This is a genomic window from Streptomyces sp. NBC_01750 (genome assembly GCF_035918095.1).
Taxonomy (GTDB): Bacteria; Actinomycetota; Actinomycetes; order Streptomycetales; family Streptomycetaceae; genus Streptomyces.
In genome coordinates this window covers 1,534,755-1,550,483 of the sequence record NZ_CP109137.1, presented here as the reverse complement: position 1 = coordinate 1,550,483, position 15,729 = coordinate 1,534,755, and the positions used below count along the sequence as shown (strand labels likewise).

At 70.0% G+C, this 15,729-nt stretch carries 14 protein-coding genes; 7 read left to right on the top strand and 7 right to left on the bottom strand.

The genetic code is table 11. The annotated features are described in order from the left end of the window. The first annotated feature begins 80 nt into the window (after positions 1-80). Positions 81-797 (top strand): TetR/AcrR family transcriptional regulator, encoded by a 717-nt coding sequence (locus OG966_RS06840; protein WP_326648535.1) that lies wholly within the window; start codon positions 81-83, stop codon positions 795-797. 54 nt (positions 798-851) lie between these two features. Here the strand turns inward: OG966_RS06840 and OG966_RS06835 are convergent, their stop codons facing one another. Beyond that, positions 852-2,114 (bottom strand): glycoside hydrolase family 18 protein, encoded by a 1,263-nt coding sequence (locus OG966_RS06835; RefSeq protein ID WP_326655102.1) that lies wholly within the window; start codon positions 2,112-2,114, stop codon positions 852-854. 342 nt (positions 2,115-2,456) lie between these two features. Between OG966_RS06835 and OG966_RS06830 the strand changes: the two genes are divergently transcribed. Continuing rightward, positions 2,457-3,629 carry an acyl-CoA dehydrogenase family protein gene (locus OG966_RS06830; RefSeq protein ID WP_326648534.1) on the top strand — a complete coding sequence of 391 codons (1,173 nt, stop codon included), beginning with the start codon at positions 2,457-2,459 and terminating at the stop codon, positions 3,627-3,629. A gap of 505 nt (positions 3,630-4,134) precedes the next feature. Here the strand turns inward: OG966_RS06830 and OG966_RS06825 are convergent. Next, positions 4,135-4,539, bottom strand: coding sequence for a hypothetical protein (locus OG966_RS06825; protein ID WP_326648533.1), 405 nt, complete (start codon positions 4,537-4,539; stop codon positions 4,135-4,137). A 203-nt stretch (positions 4,540-4,742) separates the two neighbouring features. Between OG966_RS06825 and OG966_RS06820 the strand changes: the two genes are divergently transcribed. From OG966_RS06820 to fxsA, 4 genes are all read left to right on the top strand, one after another. Next, a complete protein-coding gene (locus OG966_RS06820; protein WP_326648532.1) occupies positions 4,743-5,183 on the top strand; it encodes an Lrp/AsnC family transcriptional regulator in 441 nt (146 codons plus the stop codon). A 9-nt stretch (positions 5,184-5,192) separates the two neighbouring features. Next, positions 5,193-6,833 (top strand): amidohydrolase, encoded by a 1,641-nt coding sequence (locus OG966_RS06815; RefSeq protein ID WP_326648531.1) that lies wholly within the window; start codon positions 5,193-5,195, stop codon positions 6,831-6,833. 517 nt (positions 6,834-7,350) lie between these two features. Then, complete coding sequence (locus OG966_RS06810; protein WP_326648530.1) at positions 7,351-8,118, top strand: polyprenol monophosphomannose synthase; 768 nt, start codon at positions 7,351-7,353, stop codon at positions 8,116-8,118. 92 nt (positions 8,119-8,210) lie between these two features. Further along, positions 8,211-8,807 carry an FxsA family membrane protein gene (fxsA, locus tag OG966_RS06805; protein ID WP_326648529.1) on the top strand — a complete coding sequence of 199 codons (597 nt, stop codon included), beginning with the start codon at positions 8,211-8,213 and terminating at the stop codon, positions 8,805-8,807. A 200-nt stretch (positions 8,808-9,007) separates the two neighbouring features. Here the strand turns inward: fxsA and OG966_RS06800 are convergent, their stop codons facing one another. From OG966_RS06800 to yczE, 4 genes are all read right to left on the bottom strand, one after another. Beyond that, positions 9,008-9,382, bottom strand: coding sequence for an RNA polymerase-binding protein RbpA (locus OG966_RS06800; RefSeq protein ID WP_161311542.1), 375 nt, complete (start codon positions 9,380-9,382; stop codon positions 9,008-9,010). A gap of 255 nt (positions 9,383-9,637) precedes the next feature. Next, a complete protein-coding gene (locus OG966_RS06795; RefSeq protein WP_326648528.1) occupies positions 9,638-10,984 on the bottom strand; it encodes an MFS transporter in 1,347 nt (448 codons plus the stop codon). A gap of 43 nt (positions 10,985-11,027) precedes the next feature. After that, entirely contained in the window at positions 11,028-11,792 is a 765-nt protein-coding gene (locus tag OG966_RS06790) for a glycerophosphodiester phosphodiesterase family protein (protein ID WP_326648527.1), read from the bottom strand. After that, positions 11,789-12,472 (bottom strand): membrane protein YczE, encoded by a 684-nt coding sequence (gene yczE / locus OG966_RS06785; RefSeq protein WP_326648526.1) that lies wholly within the window; start codon positions 12,470-12,472, stop codon positions 11,789-11,791. Before yczE ends, OG966_RS06790 begins: the two co-directional genes overlap by 4 nt. Before the next feature lie 64 nt (positions 12,473-12,536). On the opposite strand from yczE, the gene OG966_RS06780 reads away from it, so the two are divergent. Next, complete coding sequence (locus OG966_RS06780) at positions 12,537-14,036, top strand: SCO1417 family MocR-like transcription factor (RefSeq protein ID WP_326648525.1); 1,500 nt, start codon at positions 12,537-12,539, stop codon at positions 14,034-14,036. Positions 14,037-14,143: 107 nt separating this feature from the next. Here the strand turns inward: OG966_RS06780 and OG966_RS06775 are convergent, their stop codons facing one another. Beyond that, positions 14,144-15,694 carry an ATP-binding protein gene (locus OG966_RS06775; protein ID WP_326648524.1) on the bottom strand — a complete coding sequence of 517 codons (1,551 nt, stop codon included), beginning with the start codon at positions 15,692-15,694 and terminating at the stop codon, positions 14,144-14,146. Between the last annotated feature and the right edge of the window lie 35 nt (positions 15,695-15,729).

The following is a 15,729-nucleotide window of genomic DNA, read 5'->3' as shown; positions in this document are numbered from 1 at the left end:
GTCCACCTGCGCAGGGAGAGCGCCTGCGCAGGTCTGCCATACTGCGGAGATCCTGTGGCAGTTGGAGACTAGGGCTCAATTTGAATAATAGTCAACAGCGTGGCGCGACCGAACGATCCCAGGTACGCCGCGTTGAACTCATCGCAACCGGGCGGAAGTTGTTCGCCGACACTTCCTACGACGCACTCTCCATGGACGACATCGCCAAGCATGCGGGAGTCGCCAAGGGCCTGATCTACTACTACTTCAAGAGCAAACGCGGCTACTATCTCGCGATCATCGAGGACTCGGTGGCCGACCTCGTCTCACGCGCCGCCGGTGACACCGAACTGCCGCGCGCCGAGCGCGTGCACCGCACGATCGAGGCCTATCTCTGCTACGCCCAGCACCACCAGGCGGCCTTCCGCACCATCGTCACGGGCGGCGTCGGCTTCGACACCCAGGTGCAGTCCATACGTGACGCGGTGCGCGATGAACTGATAGCGACCATCGCCGAAGGCGCGTACGGCAGGCGAGAGATCCCCATGCTCGCCCGGCTCGCGCTGCTCGGCTGGCTCAGCAGCGTCGAGGGGATCACCCTCGACTGGCTGGGGCATCAGGAGCCGGCGCGGGAGACCGTGTGCGCGCTGCTGATGCGGATGCTGCGGGCCACGCTCGGCACGATCGAGGAGTTCGCGCCGGACTGCCCGGAGCCGCCGCGTGAACCGACGTCGGTGCCGGCTTCCGCGTCTGCTCAGGCTTCCGCGCCTGCTCAGGCTTCGGGATCTGCTCAGGCTCCCGCGCCCGTCGAGGCGTGACGCGAGGGCGGGGAGCCCGCCGGCTCCCCGCCCTCGCCCGGGTACTCCCGTGGGCTACTTGATGGCCTTGATCAGCTCTCCGCCCGTGGTGTCACCGCTGAGCTCCCAGAAGAAGGTGCCGCCCAGGCTCTGCTGGTTCTTGTAGGTCATCTTCCCGGCGATGGTGGCGGGGGTGTCGTAGCTCCACCACTGGCTGCCGCAGTGCGCGTACGCCGTCCCGGCGACGGTCCCGTTGGCCGGGCACCTGGACTTGAGCTCCTTGTAGTCGTCGATGCCCTGCTCGTACTTGCCGGGCGCCGGTCCGGTCGCCGTGCCACCGGGCGCCTTCTGAGTCACGCCCGTCCAGCCGCGTCCGTAGAAGCCGATCCCGAGCAGCAGCTTCGACGAGGGGATGCCGAGTCCCTTGAGCTTGGTGATCGCGGCGTTCGTGTTGAAGCCCTGTTGCGGAATGCCGGTGTAGGAGGTGAGCGGTGAGTGCGGGGCGGTGGGGCCCTGCGCCGCCCAGGCGCCGAAGAAGTCGTAGGTCATCGGGTTGTACCAGTCGACGTACTGGGCGGCGCCCGCGTAGTTCGCCTTCTCGATCTTGCCGCCGGACGAGGCGTCCGCGGTGATCGCCGCGGTCACCAGGTTGGAGCTGCCGAACTTCGAACGCAGCGCGGACATCACGTTCTTGAAGGCGTCGCGACCGCTGGTGTCACAGCTCAGTCCGCAGGCGTTGGGGTACTCCCAGTCGATGTCGATGCCGTCGAAGACATCCTTCCAGCGGGGATCCTCGACCAGGTTGTAGCAGGACTGGGCGAAGGCGGCCGGGTTGGCCGCGGCCTGGCCGAATCCGCCGGACCAGGTCCAGCCGCCGAACGACCACAGCACCTTGAGGTTCGGGTGCAGCTTCTTCAGCTTGCGCAACTGGTTGAAGCTGCCGCGCAGCGGTTGGTCCCAGGTGTCGGCGACGCCGTCCACGCTCTGTCCGGCGGTGTAGGTCTTCTCGTAGTCGGCGAACGAGTCACCGATGGCGCACTTGCCGCCGGTGACATTTCCGAAGGCGTAGTTGATGTGGGTGAGCTTGTTCGCGGACCCGGAGGTCTGGATGTTCCTGACGTGGTAGTTGCGGTCGTAGACGCCCCATTCGGTGAAGTAGCCGACCACCTTGCTTCCGGCGGCGGCCGCCGCGGGCGCGGCCACGGGCTTCGCGGCAGGGGCGGACTCGCCCGCGGAGGCGATATGGGCGCCGGTGATCAGGGTCGCGCCGAGCACGGCGGTACACGCGGCGGCGATGAGCGCCCTCAGGCGGGCGCGGGGACGGTGTGGTCCGAGCATCATGTCTCCTCGTGGGGGAGGGAGAGCGAGTGGGGGCGTGCTGTCGACCGTCGGGCCTATGTGGCATGAACACGGGCATGCGCTGGGGGGAACGGTAGAAGGACTAGACCAGTGGGGTCAATGGTTCGGACCAATTTCACCGTTCGGCGGGGCGGTACCGGAACGAGTCCTTGCAGCCCGTGACGGACGCCCGCTGATCGGGCATACTCAACGCGCCACAGCCGCCGTCGAGCCACTTTCGTGATCCGGAAGGGCAGCATCGGCCTGGCAGTAAGACCGGCGGCGCGCCCACACCCTTCGCGCGCGCCCGCCGCAGCGCCCGACAGGGAGGAGAGCGCCGTAATGCCCGATCGCGCCCCGCAGCCGGTGGATCGTCAACTGCCCACCGAGGAGTCCAGGGATCTGATCGCCCTGGTACGCGACATCATCCAGCGGGAGATCGCTCCCCGGGCGGCCGAGGAGGAGGATTCCGGGCACTTCCCGCGCGAGGTCTTCTCCCTTCTGTCCGAGTCCGGACTGCTCGGCCTTCCGTACGACTCCGAGTACGGCGGGGGAGACCAGCCGTACGAGGTCTACCTTCAGGTCCTCGAAGAACTCGCCGCCGCCCGCCTCACCGTCGGCCTCGGCGTCAGCGTCCACTCCCTCGCCTGCCATGCACTGGCCGGCTACGGCACCAAGGAGCAGCAGGCCGAGCATCTGTCCGCCATGCTCGGCGGCGGCCTCCTGGGTGCGTACTGCCTCTCCGAACCCGCCTCCGGATCGGATGCCGCGTCGCTGCGCACCAAGGCCGTGCGCGACGGGGACAGCTGGGTGATCACCGGCACCAAGTCCTGGATCACGCACGGCGGAGTCGCCGACTTCTACACCGTTCTGGCCCGCACCGGCGGTGAGGGCGCCCGTGGCATCACGGCCTTCCTCGTCCCCGGCGACGCGCAGGGCCTGAACCCTGCCGCACCCGAGAAGAAGATGGGTATGAAGGGCTCGCCCACCGCCCAGCTGAACTTCGACGGCGTACGGGTCCCCGACTCCCGCCGGATCGGTGAGGAGGGCCAGGGCTTTGCGATCGCGCTCTCCGCGCTCGACTCGGGCCGGCTCGGCATCGCCGCCTGCGCCGTGGGGCTCGCCCAGGCCGCCCTGGACGAGGCTGTCGCGTACGCCACCGGACGGCAGCAGTTCGGCCGGCCCATCGCCGACTTCCAGGGGCTGCGCTTCATGCTCGCCGACATGGCGACCCGGATCGAGGCAGGCCGTGCGCTCTATCTCGCCGCCGCGCGGCTGCGCGACGCGGGACGGCCCTTCTCCCGGCAGGCCGCCATGGCCAAGCTGTTCTGCACGGACGCGGCGATGAGCGTCACCACCGACGCCGTCCAGGTGCTCGGCGGCTACGGCTACACGCTGGACTTCCCGGTCGAGCGCTATATGCGTGAGGCCAAGGTGCTACAGATCGTCGAGGGCACCAACCAGATCCAGCGCATGGTCATCGCCCGTCACCTGGCCGGACCCGAAACGCGCTGATCCTGTGACGTGCTGAACCGGCCGTCCCACACCGGCGGCGCCGCGAGCCTGCTCCACTCCGGGTCGCGGCGCCCCGGCAAGGTCTGGCCCTTGCTCGCCCACTTGCGGAGCAGCTCGCGGTAGATGGGCGGATCGGCCGGATGCGGAACCGATTCTTCTGGAGCGGGCGCCGCAAGGCGCCGCCCGCCGCTACTGGTCGTGGCGTACTGCAGGGTCATGACTGGGCAACGCCCTGTGTCCCAGCCGGGTTACCGCCTCGGCGAATCGAGCGCGAGTTCGCGCCGTACCCGCCGCGGCCCGCGGCAATCGAGTACGGCGCCGGGGCTCCGGCCTCCCGCAAGCCCCTGACGTGCCGTCAGCCTCCTGCCGTCCAGGAGGCCGACCGCCGACAGGTCCACTTCGGCGAAGTGCGGGTTCCCGAAGATTCAGCCCGGTCCTGCACCACACCGGCCTTGCCGTCATGGTGCAGGGAAGCTACTGGTGGCCTGCCCGGTCCTCGGACCGCTCAGGCCGCACGCCGCAGGTGCGGCACCTTGACCGGCCGCGAGCCCGCGCCGCCGACGTGCGAGAAGGGCTGGGTCCGCCAGTCGAGCCCCTGGGGGAGCGTCAACAGCAGCGCAGTGTCCTGCTCCTGGACTTCCAGCGTCTCGTCCGCGGGACGCCCCTCGGCGGCCGTACGCCCCGTACCGGCGCACACGGTCAGCCCGAAGGGGTTCCACGGGGTGGGGCACAGCGCATGCTCCGGCAGGACGCCCTCGTCCGCCAGCAGCGCGATCGGCTGCACGCAGTCCGGGCAGATCACCCGGTACATCTCGAAGGTGTCGTACGCGTCGAGCTCATCGATCTCGGCCGGATCGGCCGAATCAACAGGCTCCGGTTCGGTACGTCCGCTGTTCTTCAGGTTCTGCATGGAGATTCCCCCCTCAGGTGGGCCGACCAGGCACTTGCGGCCTCGACCACAGCAAGCAATTCCCCACGCGCCGGCCAGGTAACCACGTGGTCACGACGGACCGGCCGGCAAACCTGTGGCATTGGTCACATGCCCGCCGCAGGTGCCTCTCCGGGTTGCCTCCGACTGTGCCGGAAGCGACCTGGGGCAATAGGTTGATCCGCATGGAGGAGCTGGATCGTCAGATCGTGGAATTGCTCGTCGCGGACGGGCGGATGAGTTACACCGACCTGGGCAAGGCCACTGGCCTGTCCACATCGGCGGTGCATCAACGCGTCCGCCGCCTCGAGCAGCGCGGCGTCATCCGCGGTTACGCCGCCGTGGTCGACCCCGAGGCGGTCGGGCTGCCGATCACCGCCTTCATCTCGGTCAAGCCCTTCGATCCCAGTGCCCCCGACGACATTGCGGAACGTCTCGCCGACGTGCCTGAGATCGAGGCCTGTCACAGCGTCGCGGGCGAGGAGAACTACATCCTCAAGGTCCGCGTCGCCACCCCGCTCGAGCTGGAGCACCTGCTGACCCGCATCCGCTCGCTGTCCGGCGTCTCCACTCGTACGACCGTCGTCCTCTCCACCCCGTACGAGGCACGCCCGCCGCGTATCTAGGCTGTTCCCATGACCGACAGCACCGCCCCCCAGGCCGAACACCGCACCGTGCTGCTGCGCGGTGGAGAAGTCCACAGCCCCGCCGACCCCTTCGCCACCGCGATGGTCGTCGAACGAGGACATATCGCCTGGGTGGGCTCGGAAGGCGCCGCCGACGCCTTCGCCGCCGGCGTCGACGAAGTGGTCGACCTCGAAGGGGCCCTGGTCGCTCCGGCGTTCACCGACGCACACGTCCACACCACGGCGACCGGCCTCGCCCTCACCGGCCTCGATCTGTCCGGCGCCCGCACCCTGGTCGAGGCGCTCGGTCTCGTACGGGAGCACAGCGCCGCACACGCCGCCGACAAGGTCCTCCTCGGCCACGGCTGGGACGCCACGCGCTGGCCCGAGCAGCGTCCGCCGTCCCGCGCCGAACTCGACCGGGCGGCCGGCGGCCGGCCGCTCTATCTGCCCCGGATCGACGTCCACTCGGCCGTGGTCACCACCGCCCTGCTCGACCTCGTCCCCGGCGTCACCGACCTCGCCGGGTACCACCCGGACGCGCCGCTGACCGCCGCCGCCCACCACGCCGTACGCGCCGCCGCCCATGCCGCGATCACGCCCGCGCAGCGCGCCGCCGCGCAGCGCGCCGCACTCGCCAGGGCCGCCTCGCTCGGTATCGGCACCGTTCATGAATGCGCCGGCCCCGACATCAGCGACGAGGACGACTTCACCTCCCTGCTGGAACTGGCCGGAGCGGAGCCGGGCCCGCGCGTTGTCGGTTACTGGGCCGAACAGGTCGCGAGCGCAAAGGACGCACAGCGCATCCGTGAACTCGGCGCCGTCGGAGCGGCCGGTGACCTGTTCGTCGACGGCTCCCTCGGCTCGCACACCGCCCACCTGCACTCCCCGTACGCCGACGCCCCGCACACCGGCGCCGCCCACCTCGACACCGCGGCCGTCGCCGCCCATGTCGCCGCCTGCACCGAAGCCGGGCTCCAGGCCGGTTTCCACGCCATCGGTGACGCCGCCCTCACCGCTGTCACCGAAGGCATCAGGACCGCCGCCGACACGCTGGGCCTCGCCCGAGTACGCGCAGCCCGCCACCGCGTCGAACACGCCGAGATGCTCACGCCCGAAACCATCGCCGCCTTCGCCGAATTCGGCCTCACCGCCTCCGTCCAGCCCGCCTTCGACGCGGCCTGGGGCGGCTCGGAAGGCATGTACGCCCAGCGCCTCGGCGCCGAGCGGGCCCGCACCCTCAACCCGTATGCCGCACTGCTGCGCGCCGGAGTGCCCCTCGCCTTCGGCTCCGACGGCCCCGTGACCCCGCTCGACCCCTGGGGCACCCTCCGGGCCGCCGCCTTCCACCGCACACCCGAACACCGGATCTCGGCCCGCGCCGCCTTCACCGCGCACACCCGTGGCGGCTGGCGGGCCATCGGACGCGACGACGCCGGCGTCCTGGTCCCCGGCGCGCCCGCCGACTACGCCGTCTGGCGCACCGAGGAACTCGTCGTCCAGGCCCCCGACGACCGCGTCGCCCGCTGGTCCACCGACCCGCGCTCCGGCACCCCTGGCCTGCCCGATCTCACCCCCGGCACCGAACTGCCCCGCTGCCTGCGGACGGTGGTCTTCGGACAAACTGTCTATGAGAGGCCGAACGAGTGACGTGAGGACATTTCGTACCGCCGATCGATGCCCGACGCGCTCCGTCGCGACCTGCGCATCTTCCGCGCTGACCTGGTGATTTGGGCAAAGATCGCAGATCAGGCGACTGTTGACAGTGAGCGCCCACCGGCCGGTAGGTTCGGCCGAGTCCACCACGGGACGTCCGACCGGCAGACCTTCACGCAGTCGTCGAACGCCGCTGGGTCATGGGGTGGTGCGTCGCACCGGCGCACTGTCACTGGGAGCCAGGTTCAGCGCCCGCGCCTCGGGGGCGAGGGAAGGTCTCAGCCGGCCGGCAGGTGTGACCCGGGTGGGGCCCGGCGTTCAGTAGACAACGGCTCTCGGTAGACCCGCAGCCAGCGGGTCCCAGGTCGGCCCGAAGGACGCCGGGCCCCGATCCGCAGCCCCTCGTCCCGCTTCTGTGCCGAAGACACGGCACCCCAGGTCCGTGCCGCCGCAGCCGCTCGATGAGCGCTCGCTATGGTGGGGCTCTGCGTACGGACTTTAAGGGGCAGCAGTGAACGACGGCGGTCAGCGGCGGTACGGCCCGCTCGGCAGGGCCTTGGTGATCATCCCGACCTACAACGAGGCCGAGAACATCAAGCCGATCGTCGCCCGGGTGCGCGCTGCCGTGCCCGAGGCGGACATCCTCGTCGCCGACGACAACAGCCCCGACGGCACAGGCAAATTCGCCGATGAACTCGCGGCCCATGACGACAAGGTGCAAGTACTGCACCGCAAGGGCAAGGAAGGCCTCGGCGCCGCCTACCTCGCGGGCTTCGCCTGGGGTATCGAGCACGGCTACGGCGTACTCGTCGAAATGGACGCCGACGGCTCCCACCAGCCCGAGGAACTGCCCCGGCTGCTCACCGCCCTCAAGGGCGCCGACCTGGTCCTCGGCTCGCGCTGGGTCCCCGGCGGCCGCGTGGTCAACTGGCCGAAGCACCGTCAGTTCATCTCGCGCGGCGGCAGCACCTACTCCCGGCTGCTCCTCGGACTGCCGCTCCGAGACATCACGGGTGGCTTCCGGGCCTTCCGCAAGGAGACCCTCGAAGGGCTCGGACTCGCGGACGTCGCCTCGCAGGGCTACTGCTTCCAGGTCGATCTGGCCCGCCGGGCCGTCGCCGCCGGTTACCACGTCGTCGAAGTCCCGATCACCTTCGTGGAGCGTGAGATCGGTGACTCGAAGATGAGCCGCGACATCCTTGTCGAGGCGTTGTGGCGGGTCACGGCCTGGGGCGTCGGCGACCGGGCGAATCGTCTCCTCGGCCGCAAGTCTTCCTGAACCGCCTCCCGGTGTTGCGTCCTCGCGCCGGACGGATCCTTCCTGATCGCCCCCTTACACCGCTCCGGCGGGCGTCCAGGCACACTGGGAGCATGACGACCGGCACACCTACCCCGACGGCCCGCAAGCGCTCGAGCGCCCGCAACCTCGTCCCGCTCGGCATCGCCGCCTGGCTGGTGCTCGAGATCTGGCTGCTGACCCTTGTGGCCGGAGCGGCCGGCGGGCTCACCGTCCTCGCCCTGCTCGTCGCCGGCGGCATCGGCGGCGCCGTCGTCATCAAGCGGGCCGGCCGCCGGGCCTTCCGCAATCTGACCGAGACCCTCCAGCAGGCACAGGCCGGCATGAGCCCGGCGTCCGGGACCGGCAGTACCGGCAGTACCGGCAGTACCGGCAACGGCTTCCTGATGCTCGGTGGCCTGCTCCTCATGCTGCCGGGACTGATCTCCGACGTGGCGGGCCTCCTGCTCCTGCTGCCGCCCGTCCGCTCGGCGCTCGGGCGGCACACGGAGCGTTCCCTGGAGCGCCGTATGCGCGCCGCCGCGCCCGGCAGTCTGGGCGATGCCTTCCAGCAGGCCCGCATCCACCGCCCGGACGGCAAAGTCGTCCAGGGCGAGGTCATCCGGCAGGACGCCACGCAGCCGCCGCGGGGCTACGAGGACGACGGCCAGAGGCCCCCGCTGACCCCCTGACCTGTGGCCGTCCCCTCCTCCGGGAAGACACGCGATCTTTCGGCCCGCGAGCCATCGGGAGAGCACGCCGGCTTTCGACGAGAGGGCACGCGAGCGCATCCGGGACACAGCAGAGCCGCGGGCCGTGTCACACACTCGGTGTGACACGGCCCGCGGCTCTTGATCTTGCGTTGTGCTGGTAGTGCGGTGTTGTTACGGGGTCAGGCGGACTTCCGGCTGTCCCGCGGATGCACAGCGATGTTCATGGCGCCGGAGCGAAGGACCGCCAGCCTCTCGGCCAGCACTTCCTCCAGCTCCTCGCGGGTGCGCCGCTCCATGAGCATGTCCCAGTGCGTTCGCGCCGGCTTGCCCTTCTTCTCCTCGGGGCCGTCGCCGTCAACCAGGAGTGCCTGGGCGCCACACGCCTTGCACTCCCACTCCGGCGGAATGTCCGCCTCTACGGAGAACGGCATCTCAAATCGATGGCCGTTCTCGCATGCGTACTCCACCGCCTGGCGCGGGGCCAGATCGATGCCGCGGTCCGTCTCGTAGCTGGTCACCACGAGTCGCGTACCGCGGAGAGCTCGCTCACTCATGAATCGTGCCTCCCGGGCTTGTCGCCCACAGGACAGGTGTCGCTGTCGTCGTCATCCGGTCAACGTCCGGTCGGCGGTAAAGATTCCCGTTCCGGGTCATGCGTCGCCCGTCGTGCCGCCCCTTGTTGTACCCACCAGTGCCCGTTTTGTCACATCTGACAGAAAGTGTCACCCAGTGATTTCACTTCTTGAGCACGCAGTAACGGTCCGGCTGGCAGGCCAAAGGCGTACACTACCGGCCTTTCACTTCAACGTCTAAATCCGGTCCGGCACGGGGTTGCCCGCGGCCGCCACGGCACGCCGCACCGGCACCCGCGCCAGCAGTACGAATCCCAGCGCGAAGAAGATCACCAACGAGATGATCGCTTCCCGATAACTGCCGGTCAGCTGGTATGCCAGCCCGAATACCAGCGGCCCCAGCCAGCTCAGCCCGCGGTCGCTCATCTCGTAGGCCGAGAAATACTCGGCCTCCTTGCCGCGCGGAACCAGATGTGAGAACAACGACCGCGACAGCGCCTGGCTACCGCCCAGAACCAGCCCGATCGCCCCCGCGAGACCGAAGAACCAGACCGGCGCCCCGGCCGGCAGGAAGTACCCTGCCGCCAGAATCAGCGTCCAGACGGCCAGGGAAGCCAGAATCGTCCGCTTGGCCCCATGCGTTCTGGCCAGTCGGCCCATGCCCAGCGCGCCCACCACCGCGAGCACCTGCACCAGCAGCACTGCCGTGATCAACGTCGTCTGATCAAGACCCAGCTCCTCGGAACCGTAGATCGAAGCCTGCGAGATGACCGTCTGGACCCCGTCGTTGTAGATCAGATAGGCCAGCAGGAACGACAGCGTCAACGGATGCCGGCGCATGTCCCGCAACGTGGCCATCAACTGCCGCCACCCCGAACCCACGGTGCCCTCACCGCTCGGCGCCACCCGCCGGTCCCGCAGCCGCCGCAAGGGCACCAGCGTGAAGGCGCCCCACCACAGCCCCGCCGAGGCCAGACAGATCCGCACCGCTGCGGACTCCGAAAGCCCGAGCGTCTCGTGACCCGAGTACACGAGGAGGTTCAGCACCAGTACCAGAGCGCCTGACGTATAGCCGAACGCCCAGCCGCGCGACGACACCGCATCGCGCTCGTCCGGCTCCGCGATCTGCGGCAGATACGCGTTGTACAGCACCATCGACACCGACAGCGACGCATTCGCGACGATCAGCAGAAAAGCTCCCAGCAGGTACCGGTCGCCGTCCAGGAAGAACATCCCCGTCGTCGCGGTCGCACCCACATACGCCGCCACCGCCAACAGCGGCTTCTTGCGGCCGGTACGGTCGGCCGCCGCACCCGCAAGCGGCATCAGCAGCACCGCCACCACCACCGACACGGACACCGCGTACGCGAAAACGGAACCCGCCCGCACCGGCACACCCAGCGGATGCACAAAGCCCTCGGCATCCGCCGCGGCTTTCGCCACCGAGGTCAGATAGGGCCCCAGGAAGACCGTCAGCACACTCGTCGAATAGACCGAGCACGCGAAGTCGTAGAAATACCAGCCGCGTTGCTCGCGTCTGCGCTCACTCGCCCCGGTCGTCCGGTCCGCGGTGTCGGTTGTCACCCCGCGCCCCCTCGCTCGTCCCGTTGTGCAGACGCGCGGGGTTTCAGACCCAGACTCCCCGGTCGGTCAGTACCGTGCGCAACGTCTCCAGATGATCGGTCATGATGCCATCCACGCCGAGGTCCAGGAGCGCTGCCATCCGATCCGCCTCATTCACCGTCCAGACGTGCACCTGCAGACCCCGATCGTGCGCCGCCCGCACGAAACGCCGGTCCACCACCCGGATACCGCCCTGGGACTCCGGGACCTGAGCACACACCGCCCCCGCCCGCAGCGCCGCCGGAATTCCGTAGGACCGCAGCCGCAGGGCCATCACACCCCGCACCCCGTATGACGTCGCCAGCCGCGGACCGGCAAGACGCATCGCCCTGGCCACCCGGCCCTCCGAGAAGGAACCGACACACACCCGGCCCCAGGCATCCGCCCTGCGAATCAGATCCACCAGCGGGACCAGCGCCGGCTCCGCCTTGATGTCCACATTCCAGCGCGCCTGGGGAAACTCCTCCAGCAGTTCCTCGAACAGCGCCAAGGGCTCCCGGCCCGCCACCCGCGCCTGCCGCACCTCGCTCCACGGCAGCGCCGCTATCCGGCCGCGCGCGTCAGTCACCCGGTCCAGCGTCGCGTCGTGAAAGGCGACCAGCCGCCCGTCCGCGGTGGTGTGCACATCGGTCTCGAAGTAGCGGTAGCCGACATCCGCGGCCCGCCGGAAAGCGGCCGCGGTGTTCTCTATCCCGTCGGCCGCCCCGCCTCGGTGGGCGAAGGCGAGTATCGAGGGATGGTCCAGGTAAGGGTGGTGTACGCGAGTCACTGCCGCAGTATCGCCTGCTTCGGTGTCCCGCCGGCGACCACCGTGCTGCCACCGTCCCGCTCCGAGATGGCGAAGACGCGCAGGAACAGCTGCGCCAGCGGCCCGATGGCCAACGCGTAGGCGACCGTGCCGACGCCCACCGAGCCGCCCAGCACAAAGCCGGTCGCGACCACAGCCACCTCGATCGCCGTGCGGACCAGCCGGACCGAGCGACCCGTAAGACGGTGCAGCCCGGTCATCAGGCCGTCCCGCGGACCCGGCCCGAAGCGAGCCGAGAGGTACAGGCCCGTGGCCACGCCATTGAGCAGGATGCCTGAGACCATCACCGGAATCTGCGCCCCGAGCCCCTGGACATCCGGCACCAGCGCCAGCGTGCCGTCCATCGCGATCCCGATCACCAGCACATTCGAAACCGTGCCCAGACCCGGCCGCTGCCTCATCGGAATCCAGAGCAGCAGAACGGCGGCGCCGACGATGATCGACACCACACCGATCGTCAGCCCCGTGCGCTCGGCCAGGCCCTGATGAAGCACACCCCACGGCTCGAGCCCCAGCCCGCCGCGCACGAGGAGCGCCGAACTCACCCCGTACAGAGCCAGACCGACGTACAGATAAAGCAGCCTGCGGGTGAGATGCGCGGCCACGATTGCGCCCCCTCTGGTGGTTGTGGACTGACGCATGACACTCTGTGGCTACGGAACAGATGGCAACCATGGCCAATTCGAGGAAGGTGGACTGACTTCCATGACGCAGTGGACCTCAGCGGTAGGCGTGGCTCAGCTCGCCAGGCAGCTCACCTCCCAGCAATCCCGCCCGGCCGGACCAGGGACCCGCAAGCCCCCCGCCTACCGCGCTCTCGCCGACGGCATCCGGCTCCTCGTACTCGAAGGCCGTGTGCCCGTCGCCGCCCGGCTCCCCGCCGAACGCGAACTCGCCCTCGCCCTCTCCGTCAGCCGCACCACCGTCGCGGCGGCCTACGAAGCGCTGCGGGCCGAAGGCTTCCTCGAGTCCCGCAGGGGAGCGGGCAGCTGGACCGCGGTACCCGCCGGGAACCCCCTGCCCGCCCGCGGACTGGAACCACTGCCGCCGGAATCGCTCGGCTCGATGATCGACCTCGGCTGCGCCGCCCTGCCCGCGCCCGAACCCTGGCTCACCCGAGCCGTCCAGGGAGCGCTCGAAGAACTGCCTCCGTACGCGCACACCCACGGCGACTACCCGGCCGGCCTGCCCGCCCTGCGCCAGATGCTCGCCGACCGTTACACCCGCCGCGGCATCCCCACCATGCCCGAGCAGATCATGGTCACCACCGGCGCGATGGGCGCCATCGACGCCATCTGCCACCTCTTCGCGGGGCGCGGCGAACGTATCGCCGTCGAGTCCCCCTCCTACGCCAACATCCTCCAGCTGATGCGCGAGGCCGGGGCCCGCCTTGTGCCGGTGGCCATGGCCGAGGGGCTGACCGGGTGGGATCTGCCCCGGTGGCGGCAAGTGCTGCGCGACGCCGCGCCCAGGCTCGCCTACGTCGTGGCCGACTTCCACAACCCCACCGGCGCGCTTGCCGACGAGGACCAGCGGCGCCGCCTCGTGGACGCCGCACGTTCGGCCGGCACCGTCCTCGTCGTCGACGAGACCATGTCCGAGCTGCACCTGGACGACGGCATCGACATGCCACGGCCCGTCTGCGCCTTCGACCCTGCGGGCAGCACCGTCCTGACCGTCGGCTCGGCCAGCAAGGCCTTCTGGGCCGGCATGCGCATCGGTTGGGTGCGCGCGGCCCCCGATGTGATCCGCTCCCTGGTCTCGGCGCGCGCCTACGCGGACCTGGGCACTCCGGTGCTGGAGCAGCTCGCGGTCAACTGGCTGATGCAGACCGGGGGCTGGGAGGAGGCCGTGGCCATCCGGCGCACCCAGGCACGCGAGAACCGCGACGCGCTGGTCACGGCGGTCCGCCATGAGCTGCCGGACTGGGAGTTCGATGTACCGAGCGGCGGGCTGACGCTCTGGGTCCGCACCGGAGGGCTGTCAGGATCCCGGCTCGCCGAGGTCGGTGAGCGCGTGGGGGTGCGGGTGCCTTCCGGGCCGCGGTTCGGGGTCGACGGGGCCTTCGAGGGCTACGTACGGCTGCCGTTCACGGTCGGCGGGCCGGTCGCGGAGGAGGCCGCGGCGCGGCTGGCGGCGGCCGCGCGGCTCGTCGAGACGGGCGCGAGCACCGGCACGGAGGCGCCGCGGACATTCGTTGCCTGACAGAAACCGCAATCCGGCAGCTGTCGGCGTCCAACTGCCAGTTGTCATCCGGAAGTTGTCATCCGGTGGTCGTCGGCACGAGATCCATGTCCGCCGGTCGATGAACGTCAGCTCTCGGCCGGTACGGGATCCGGGGCCGCCGCTTCGACTCGCTCCAGTCTCTCCGGCAGCAGCTCCAGCACGGCCTGCCGGTGCGCCTCGGTCGTCGTTTCGTCGTACGGGTCCGGGGTCGCCGGCACCTGCAGTCTGAGCACCGACCCAGTGCCGAGCCGTGCGTAGCCCCGGCCCGGCGGCACTTCGGCCGTCGGCGTGGTGTGCGGCTCCACGCCGAGCACGGACTCCACCTGCTCGAAGGTGGCAGGACCCAGCACCACGCGGGCACGCGTATGCGTCCGCACGGCCTCGGTGAGCGCGTCCAGGCTGTCGAACTGCTCGGCCACGACAACCGTCACCTGGACCGCCCGGCCGTGGCGCAGCGGTACCTGCAGCAGCTGCTGCGGATCGGTGCGCCCGTCGGCCGCCGCCAGATGACCGAAGATGCTCGGCCGGTCCATCAGGATCCACAAGGGCCGTTTGGTGTCCTCGGGTGCCAGGTGCCCGGCCTGCCGGGCACGGTTGGCGGCGATCAGCCGGCGTTCGGTCTCGTGCGCCGCCCACTCCAGCGTCGCCAGCGCCCCGGCCAGCCCGCACTCCTGAGCCAGTACCCCTGCCCGCCCCGTCAGACAGGCGTACTCACCGGTGCCGCTGCCCTCGATGATCAGCACGTCCCCGTGCTGCAGGGCCTGGAGAGCGATCGAGCGCAGCAGGGTCGTGGTGCCGCTGCCGGGCTCGCCCACGACCAGCAGATGCGGCTCCTTCGAACGCGGGCCGGTACGCCAGACGACCCCCGGCGCGTCCCTGGTCTCCTCGCCTTCCGTCACCGGCACGGTGCGCTGCACGGCACCGGCGTCGGTGAAGCCCAGCACGGTCTCGCCGGGGACGGTGACGAAACGCTGGGCGGCGATGGATGTGGGCAGCGCGGGGAGCACGCTCATCACGAGCTGGTTGCCCTCCTCGTCCCAGCTGAAGAGATACTCGCGGCCGCGCCCGGACTTGGCGTGCAGCAGCTGCTCGATCCGGGTCCGGGACTCGGGCTCGCCGTCGGTGAAGTACCCGGGGTACTTCACCCGCAGCCGGGTGAGGCGCCCGTTGCTGTCGAATTCGTAGTCGCTGAAGGACTTGCTCCACTCACCGCCGTGGGCGAAGAGCGGAGCCGGGTCCTCGGCGACGGAGAAGTACGGCACGAGCGCCTCGTAGATCGCCTGGAGCCGACCGGTCTCCGCCTCGTCGGGGCCGGTCCTCACCGGCGTACGCACCCGGCCCTTCCAGGCGGCGCCGGCCATCACCGAGATCAGGGCGACCAGTGGCCCGTACGGGATGAGCGCGACCACCAGGACGCAGGCCGCGACCAGGAACAGCGTGGGACCACGCCGATCCTTGGGGGTGGCGGCCCACCTGTGCCGGGTCGTGATGACCAGCTGCCGCAGACCACGGGTGACCGTGATCAGCGGATGGAGGACGTCCGTGGCGCTGTCGGCGGCCGTGCGCGCGATCTCGCGGCTCCGGGCGAGCTGTGCGCTGCCGCTGCTGAGAATGCGGGGGAGTGGTCGCCGGGCCACATCGGTCTCCTGAAGTTTCTGATGGTGCTGATGGA

Bases quoted from the DNA above. Each gene is read 5' to 3' on its own strand.
- OG966_RS06835 (WP_326655102.1), bottom strand. From the start codon at position 2,114: ATGCTCGGACCACACCGTCCCCGCGCCCGCCTGAGGGCGCTCATCGCC.
- OG966_RS06830 (WP_326648534.1), top strand. From the start codon at position 2,457: ATGCCCGATCGCGCCCCGCAGCCGGTGGATCGTCAACTGCCCACCGAG.
- OG966_RS06825 (WP_326648533.1), bottom strand. From the start codon at position 4,539: ATGCAGAACCTGAAGAACAGCGGACGTACCGAACCGGAGCCTGTTGAT.
- OG966_RS06820 (WP_326648532.1), top strand. From the start codon at position 4,743: ATGGAGGAGCTGGATCGTCAGATCGTGGAATTGCTCGTCGCGGACGGG.
- OG966_RS06815 (WP_326648531.1), top strand. From the start codon at position 5,193: ATGACCGACAGCACCGCCCCCCAGGCCGAACACCGCACCGTGCTGCTG.
- fxsA (WP_326648529.1), top strand. From the start codon at position 8,211: ATGACGACCGGCACACCTACCCCGACGGCCCGCAAGCGCTCGAGCGCC.
- OG966_RS06800 (WP_161311542.1), bottom strand. From the start codon at position 9,382: ATGAGTGAGCGAGCTCTCCGCGGTACGCGACTCGTGGTGACCAGCTAC.
- yczE (WP_326648526.1), bottom strand. From the start codon at position 12,472: ATGCGTCAGTCCACAACCACCAGAGGGGGCGCAATCGTGGCCGCGCAT.
- OG966_RS06780 (WP_326648525.1), top strand. From the start codon at position 12,537: ATGACGCAGTGGACCTCAGCGGTAGGCGTGGCTCAGCTCGCCAGGCAG.